The sequence below is a fragment of the Chamaesiphon sp. VAR_48_metabat_403 genome (genome assembly GCF_031422475.1).
Taxonomy (GTDB): domain Bacteria; phylum Cyanobacteriota; class Cyanobacteriia; order Cyanobacteriales; family Chamaesiphonaceae; genus Chamaesiphon.
Window position 1 is genome coordinate 1 of record NZ_JANPLS010000459.1, and the last position, 7,867, is coordinate 7,867.

The 7,867-nt window shown below is 46.5% G+C and carries 6 protein-coding genes and 3 tRNA genes; 5 read left to right on the forward strand and 4 right to left on the reverse strand.

All coding sequences use genetic code 11. The features are described 5' to 3' along the window. Positions 1–157 precede the first annotated feature (157 nt). Positions 158–1,285 carry a quinone-dependent dihydroorotate dehydrogenase gene (locus RMO79_RS22105; RefSeq protein ID WP_310485426.1) on the forward strand — a complete coding sequence of 376 codons (1,128 nt, stop codon included), beginning with the start codon at positions 158–160 and terminating at the stop codon, positions 1,283–1,285. A gap of 164 nt (positions 1,286–1,449) precedes the next feature. After that, the gene (locus RMO79_RS22110; protein ID WP_310485427.1) at positions 1,450–2,217 is read left to right on the forward strand and encodes a hypothetical protein; all 768 of its coding nucleotides are present in this window, start codon (positions 1,450–1,452) and stop codon (positions 2,215–2,217) included. 46 nt (positions 2,218–2,263) lie between these two features. Here the strand turns inward: RMO79_RS22110 and RMO79_RS22115 are convergent. Both RMO79_RS22115 and RMO79_RS22120 read right to left on the reverse strand, forming a co-directional pair. After that, positions 2,264–2,336, reverse strand: a tRNA-Arg gene (locus tag RMO79_RS22115). A gap of 92 nt (positions 2,337–2,428) precedes the next feature. Further along, positions 2,429–2,501, reverse strand: a tRNA-Arg gene (locus tag RMO79_RS22120). A gap of 38 nt (positions 2,502–2,539) precedes the next feature. On the opposite strand from RMO79_RS22120, the gene moaC reads away from it, so the two are divergent. After that, on the forward strand, positions 2,540–3,064 hold the full coding sequence (gene moaC / locus RMO79_RS22125; RefSeq protein WP_310485428.1) for a cyclic pyranopterin monophosphate synthase MoaC: 525 nt from the start codon (positions 2,540–2,542) through the stop codon (positions 3,062–3,064). A 261-nt stretch (positions 3,065–3,325) separates the two neighbouring features. On the opposite strand, the gene RMO79_RS22130 is transcribed toward moaC, so the two are convergent. Both RMO79_RS22130 and RMO79_RS22135 read right to left on the reverse strand, forming a co-directional pair. Next, complete coding sequence (locus RMO79_RS22130) at positions 3,326–4,747, reverse strand: glycosyltransferase family 1 protein (RefSeq protein WP_310485429.1); 1,422 nt, start codon at positions 4,745–4,747, stop codon at positions 3,326–3,328. Positions 4,748–5,143: 396 nt separating this feature from the next. Further along, positions 5,144–6,208 carry a glycosyltransferase family 4 protein gene (locus RMO79_RS22135; RefSeq protein ID WP_310485430.1) on the reverse strand — a complete coding sequence of 355 codons (1,065 nt, stop codon included), beginning with the start codon at positions 6,206–6,208 and terminating at the stop codon, positions 5,144–5,146. Between the two features lie 688 nt (positions 6,209–6,896). Here RMO79_RS22135 and RMO79_RS22140 point away from each other — a divergent pair. After that, positions 6,897–6,968 (forward strand) — tRNA-Gln (locus tag RMO79_RS22140). Between the two features lie 87 nt (positions 6,969–7,055). Further along, the coding region (locus RMO79_RS22145) for an HAD family hydrolase (RefSeq protein WP_310485431.1) at positions 7,056–7,867 on the forward strand (812 nt) is incomplete at its 3' end.

Consider the following 7,867-nt stretch of genomic DNA (forward strand, 5'->3'; position numbering starts at 1 on the left):
ATCATCGCACGTAGTCCCTTTACCCCACCCCAGCCCTCCCCTTATCAAGGGGAGGGAGCCGGAAAAGCCCCCCGGTTGGGGGGTAAGTCAACCTCAAACGAAGCTAGCGTATAGGTTGGGTTTTGCTTACTCCTTACTCCTTACTCCTTACTCCCTCTTGGATATTTACCAACTCGCACTCCGTCCCCTGTTATTTTCCGTTCTTAAAGCCGACCCAGAAGCGGTTCACAAGCAGTCGTTAGCCCTATTACACTCGCTCGATTCCACGCCGACATCCCCTCTGACCAAACTTGCCAAAGCAAGCTTTCAGCAGTATTTTTGTCGGGCGCAGCCACAATTAGCACAGTCTTTATGCGGTTTGAATTTTGCTAATCCAGTTGGTTTGGCGGCGGGTTTCGATAAGGATGGGATCGCGGCGGGAATGTGGCAATATTTAGGATTTGGCTTTGCTGAATTGGGCACGGTGACTTATCACCCACAGCCAGGAAACGAACCACCGCGTTTATTTAGGCTGCCACAAGATCGGGCGGCGTTAAATCGGATGGGGTTTAATAATTTGGGCAGTGCGGCGATGGCTGAAGCATTACAACAGCGTCATCGGGACGATTTTAGCATTCCGATCGGCATCAATTTAGGTAAGTCTAAAATTACACCGATAGATGAAGCAGCTCAGGATTATTTGGGCAGTTTTAAAAGGTTGCAAAATTTAGGCGATTATTTCGTAATTAATGTCAGTTCGCCGAATACGCCTAATTTACGCGATTTACAGGCGATCGCACCGTTACGGATTATTTTCGATACTTTACAACAAGAAAATCAAGGTCGCAAGCCGATCTTAGTCAAAATTGCGCCCGATTTAGCCTGGGAAGATATTGCAGCAGTAGTGGAGTTATCGCAGGCTTATCAATTAGCGGGAATTATCGCGACGAATACGACAATCGATCGATCGCAATTGACGACTAAAATAGTTGCTGCTACGGGCAAAAAAGTAACTGAAGAAGCGGGTGGAATTAGTGGCGCACCAGTTCGTCAAAAATCTACCCAAGTGATTCGGTTTATCCATCGCCAGACGCATGGTAATTTGCCAATTATCGGCGTGGGCGGAATTTTCACCGCCGATGATGCCTGGGAGAAAATCGCGGCTGGGGCGAGTTTGATTCAAGTCTATACGGGTTGGACTTATAATGGCCCCTGGATGGTCGATCGGATTTTAACTGGATTGTTAGCTAAATTAGAATCGCGAGGATTAACCTCGATTTCCGCAGCGGTAGGGATTGATAATTAATATTTGACGCTGACGGTTTCAGTATTTTTGCTCAAGTTAGTGAGAAAGTGTAGCAATTATTTAGGACGACGCTATAAAATGATCGATGTGTATGCTGTACATCATCTACCCATTCATAGCTCGAACACATTAATGGCATCGCATATTTAGCCGATCTAGATACAATGATTAAAATTCCAGGCGATCGCCGTATAATTCTGACTACACTCGACTTTGCCCAGATTACCGATCGATTAGAAACTGCAATTTACGATCCGGACTTTTCATCGCGATCGAGTGACAATCCCACCCCAAAGCATCAACAGTATTTTGGTAAAATTCAGGGGCTGAGATTTATAGCGACTCGGATTGTCGGCCATAAATATTTGCATGTGCCTGCATTTTTAGTGCCGACGATCGAAGGCAAAATCGAGAGTTTATATCGAGGGTATGAGATTTCTTTAACTCTCAAATTAAATGAGATTACTTTTGCAGTGCTCTTAGCTTGGCTGGGAGTAATGCTGACGACGATTTCCTCGGTGCTCGACAATATGTTTGCCGATAGCAAAAATTATCAATATTTGACGATCGTGCTAATACTCGCAGGTTTATATATTTTAGTCGTTGCCTACTTCTATTTTGAAGGTTGGCGCGCGCGCAGATTTTTTAAGCAGCTATTTACCAATGGATTTGCAGGGGCGACTCACGCGCGAGATGTCGATAGTGCCATGTGGCAGCCAGAATTTGACTTTGAAGAAGTCGGCAATTTGCGATCGACGGCTACTCTGCTCCGTCAAAATTTACCATCCTTTCCCGCCCGTCAATCGGCTGCCCCACAAGCTGGAGCTAGGCAATCGATAACGACGCTACTGCACCAAAACTTACCATCCTTTCCCCGCCGCGAGTCAAATCTCGATCGCGAAGCACACCGCCAAACCGATCTAACTGAATAAAAAAGGCGCAATCCGTTTGGATCGCGCCTTTTTTGTTTTAAAGTAGTGAGCAAGGAGGGATTCGAACCCCCGACCTTCTGATCCGTAGTCAGAAGCTCTATCCACTGAGCTACTTGCCCTAGTGCGTATACAATTATAACATACCTTTTCCCGATCGCGGAAAAACTGAAAAGGTTCGAGCATACACTCAAACCTGTTTAGTTTAAATTAGTGGGCAAGGAGGGATTCGAACCCCCGACCTTCCGGTTCGTAGCCGGACGCTCTATCCACTAAACTACTCGCCCCAGTCCAGTACATAAACATAACATACTTTTACGCGATCGTGCAAAATTTTTCCGACAAGATTGATGCTCCGCCAACCGAAAGACTCACGCATTTAACCGATCGTGGGGAAGCCAAAATGGTCGATGTCGCAGACAAAGCGGTAACTAAACGCACTGCTGTAGCTGGGGGACAAGTTCGGATGGCTATGAGTGCCCTAGAAGCGATTTTGGCTGGTAATGCACCCAAAGGTGATGTGTTGAGCACTGCGAGAATTGCAGGCATCATGGCGGCCAAACAAACTGCCAATCTGATTCCGTTATGTCACCCACTCCCTTTAAGTCAGGTACTAGTAGATTTGACACCCGATATCGAGTTACCAGGCATTCAGATTCGGGCGACTGTCACGATCGAAGCTAAAACTGGCGTGGAAATGGAAGCCCTTACGGCAGTATCGATCGCGGCTTTGACGCTCTACGATATGGCTAAAGCACTAGACAAATCGATGCAGATCGAGGCAATTCGGTTGATTAGTAAAACTGGTGGCAAATCGGACTTTGCCAGGAGTGCAGATCCGATCGGTTAAAATTTCTGCTACCGCCAAATATCCACAGGTTGTCTCTGGTGAGAAGCGAAATTGCCGGAATCCCCCTGAATCCCCCCTAATCCCCCTTTTCAAGGGGAACCGGACTCTTAGTCCCCCTTGAAAAGGGGGATTTAGGGGGATTTACACCAATTTCGCTTCTAACTAGAGATGTGTATACACCGTAGCCTTGGAAAGAGGGACTTTAAGAGCAAGCGCATCCTTGGGGGTTGGGGGATTTAGATCCAGAAACGAAGTCCTAAACTAGGATGCTCTGACAACTTGCTGTTGTTTGGGCAAGAGTGTCGAAGTCGCGCTCGATCCGCGTCCTAGTGCTGGACTCATTAACGATTGAGCCAAGAGATGACGGTATAAATCGCTTAGTTGGATGGCTACGCCCGTCCAACTAAAATTCTGCTGTACCCGTGCGGATGCTTGTTTGCGAATTTTCCGCGCCCAGATATCATCAGTCAAAATCCGGCCGATGGCGTGGGCAAATTTACTCACATCACGAGGCGGGACTAGTAATCCAGTTTCCTCAGAAATCACTGTAAATTTCAAACCACCCACATCAGACGCGACTACAGGGGTGCCGCAAGCCATAGCTTCGATCGCCACTAAGCCAAATGGCTCGTAGTGACTGGGAATGACGCAGACATCAGCAGCAGTATAGTACAATGCGAGGCGATCGTGTCCGACCATGCCGACAAAGTCGGTATTGGCAGTCAGATCTAATTCGCTGACGATCTCCTCAATCCGGCGACGCTCGGCACCATCAGCCTCATTCGGATCGCTACCGCCGACAACTAATAATTTTAAGTGCTGCGGATCGATTTCTTCACCTTGTTCTAATTGAGTGCGAAGTTCGCCTGTCGCCCGAATTAGGGTTTCAATCCCTTTGCGTTTATCAAAACGACCGACATACAACACCACTTTTTCTTTAGCACCGATCCCTAGCTGTTTGCGGGCTTCAGATTTAGAGATCGGGTGGAAGGTGCTAACATCGGTACCGCAAGGAATGATATCGACTTTACCAATTTTAGATACTAATGTCTCTAGATCGTTGAGTTCTTGAGGACTGGTAGCGACAACGCGGTGCGCTCGTTCGAGAATGTCTTTTTCTACTGCCAACCGAGTTTGGGCGATTGCCGGAATCTCGCTCACCGCTTGAAACTTTACGGCACCTAATGAGTGATAGGTATGAATTAGTTGAATATTTTGACGGCGTTGGAGTTCCATTCCTACCCAACCAGACATCCAGTAGTTAGTATGGGCTAATGGATAATGCGTGCCTTCTTTTTGCTGAAATTTCCGAAACGCTTCGACAAATTCGGGCATGTACTGAAATAGTTCGTCGCGGGGAATGTAAGCTTCGGGGCCAGCAGTCAACCGGATCGTCCGACAATAAGGTGTATGGTGAACGATCGTCGCATCGTCAGGGCTACTTTTGCGAGTAAACATGTCTACTTGCCAGCCGAGTTTGGCTAAAGCTTCACCCACTTGGCGCACATATACATTTTGACCGCCAGCAGCATCTTTACCAATTTCAGCAGCAGGATCGCCATGCTCGGAAATTAAGGCAATTGCTTGACGAGTGGGAATTTTGGGGCGTGCGGATGGAAATGGTTGATGGGGTTTGGCAATTGTGTGATTAATCGTGGTAGTTGGGAATTTTCCGTCTGACATATCTGCACCTCAGTAAATAATTGAAATTAATCGGGATAAGTCATCCTCACCAGCCGTTAGCATAATTAACCTGAGTTCGGGATAAAAGGAATGAAATATCCCAAAATATCTAAAATGTCTGTCGAACTTTACCCGGTTGGGCAACTTGCTACCAATGAACCAAGGTAGCAACAGAGTTGAAGCTTAACCAGAACTGACGTTAATTACGATGCGGCTACAAATTCTCTTTGTGAGAGTCCCGGTGAGTGAGTGACTGTCGATCGAATGGGTTGTCTTCTAGCCGCGATTTAAATTGTCGCGAGTATCGAACGTGGCAATCTTCGATCGTCACCCAGGTTATGATGCAGACGAGAGCCGATCGTTAACCGACCCTCATCTGCTCGATGGCATCTGGTTTTAGCGCGCGCCAACCAGATGTCCATTACTCGCAAATTTCTCTGCCAAAATCTGCCGATACACCGCTTCGTAACCCGCAGCCATCTGCTCGACTCCAAATCGATGAGCGACATACTCACGACAAGCAGATCGAGACAGTTGGGGAATGTTGGCTACAGCGGCAATGCATTCAGCAATGTTGTTGCAGATGAATCCACTCACTCCATCGGCAACGACTTCTGGTACCGAGCCGAGATTCATCGCAATTACAGGCGTACCTGCTGCCATCGATTCGATCGTTACCAAGCCGAATGGTTCGCGCCAGGTAATCGGGAATAAAGTTGCGATGGCTCGACCCATCAGTTCGTTTTTCATAAAGTGGTCGGCTTCACCCAAAAACTGAATCTGCACGCCATCAATTAGCGGCTGAATCTGATTCTCAAAATATTCAATATCGACCGGATCGACCTTACCTGCCATTTTGAGAGTCATTCCGGTCGCCTTGGCAATTTCGATCGCGTGGTGCGGCCCCTTTTCTGGAGATATTCTGCCCAAAAATGCCAGGTAGGCTGGTTCGTCAGCTACTGGGAAAAAGTGATGTGAGTTTACATTGATGCTGTTATAAACCGTGGCGACATGATTTAGCCCCAATCGTTCTTCCCGTTGAGCGTTAGAAATGCTCACGTAAGGCTGCGATTTGGCATGAACGAACATTTTTTCATTGTCTGGCGTAAAAATGCCGTGCAATGTATGAACTGTGGGCGTTTTAGTTAGCTTGCTGTAAGGCAATGCCGCACAACCCATGTGCGAGTGAATCAGATCGAACTCTCCCGCTCGTTCGTAAACTTGAGCCAGTTGCAACATTTCATAGATGCCACATTCTTTAATCGTCGGGTCTAATCTCAGGGCTTGGGGATGGATCGATTCTAGTTTTGCCGAGGTAATCGAGTCTCCCGATGCGAATAGAGTCACCTCATGCCCCCTGGCAACTAACTCATCTGTCAACAGTCCAACCACCAATTCTATTCCACCATAAGCTGGTGGGGGGACTCGTTCCCATAAAGGTGCAATCTGAGCAATCTTCATTATAATTCTCCTGGATTATATGATGCTACTAGTAGATCTGGCGATCGAATTCCTTGAATCCTTCAAGCTTGGATATCACCATTTCGTCGATCGATCGTGACCTACATCTTGCTAGTAATTCACTAAAAATGTATTAAATAGGCTCTAAACAGTACTTCGTAATCACCGTCTATCAACAGCTATAGACTAAATGAACGGTTTATTTAGATTTGTATTTGTTTTGTTAACATGTTTACATTCTAAACATCGTTTTTTAACATTTCCACCTATCTTAACAAAATCTTTATAATTCATTTTCTTCAAAAAAACTCCTGATGATAATGCAATAAACAGCCTCAATCGCGCCAGTAATGTAGCTTAAATAACAAATATTTAGTCAAGTTGATATTTATTGACTAGATATTTACCATTAAATCTACGATCCAATTTTGCCGATAGAAAGTATTATTTAATACCAAATAATCCCCGCTCGGAACGAGAATCGAGCCAGTAGCGACTAGCTCCACATCTATACAAAACCACATTCACACCAAGACTCGGAACTATCATTGGGATGATGTTCGATCGGTATCGATACCTTGCTCCATACCTATTTGGGACGGAGGCAAGAGGGTCTGCCCAAAAACATTAGTCTTTCCTCTTGACACAAACCCAGATGGCTATGCTATATTTATAGATGTCATTGCAATGGGGTGTCGCCAAGTGGTAAGGCATCTGGTTTTGGTCCAGACATTCCGAGGTTCGAATCCTTGCACCCCAGTTAAATCAAAAATCCAAACAGCAAGCTCAGGGTCGAGTCATTACGGCTCCGACTGACGGTTATTTTAGTCAAAGGAAAAACAACTGTATGAATGCTGCGCGAATTCTCGCCCTCGATTTCGATGGGGTTATCTGCGATGGAATGGCAGAGTATTGGCAGACGGCATGGCGTACTTACACCCAAGTATGGCAGTTAGAGCGGTTAGAACCATCGCCAGGAGTAGCTGAAAGATTTCGAGAACTGCGTCCGCTGATTGAAGTCGGCTGGGAAATGCCCGTCCTGATTCGGGCACTAACCTTAGGTATTTCCGCAGATCGAATGCAGAGTTCTTGGCAGCGGATTCGCGATCGCATCCTTGCAGACAGTCGCCTCAGCGGCGTTAAAGTCAGTCAGCAATTAGATGCCGTCCGCGACAATTGGATCGAGCAAGACCTGACAAGCTGGTTGGCTTTGCATCAATTTTATCCGGGAGTGGTCGATCTGCTCAAAGATCTGCCCAATCGGAAGATTCAACCAGTCATTATTACTACCAAAGAAAGCAGATTTGTAACTCAACTGCTGCAAAAACAGGGCATCGAGCTAGCGAGTGAATTTATTTGGGGGAAGGAACTCAAACGCAGTAAAATAGATAGCCTCAAGCAAATTCTCGATCGTGGTGCGAAGAAATCGCCAGCAGTCTGGTTTGTCGAAGATCGACTCAGTACCCTGACAAAAATTGCCACTCAGCCAGAATTAGAGTCAGTCAAGCTATATTTAGCAGACTGGGGTTATAATACCATTGCCGAAAAAGAAGCCGCACTCCAGCAGTCGCGGATTCAAACACTAGCACTAGCTGATTTTGCCACATTGGGCGGAACGACAAAGAAAGCCACCGCAGGCAAAAGCGAAGCTGTAGATCT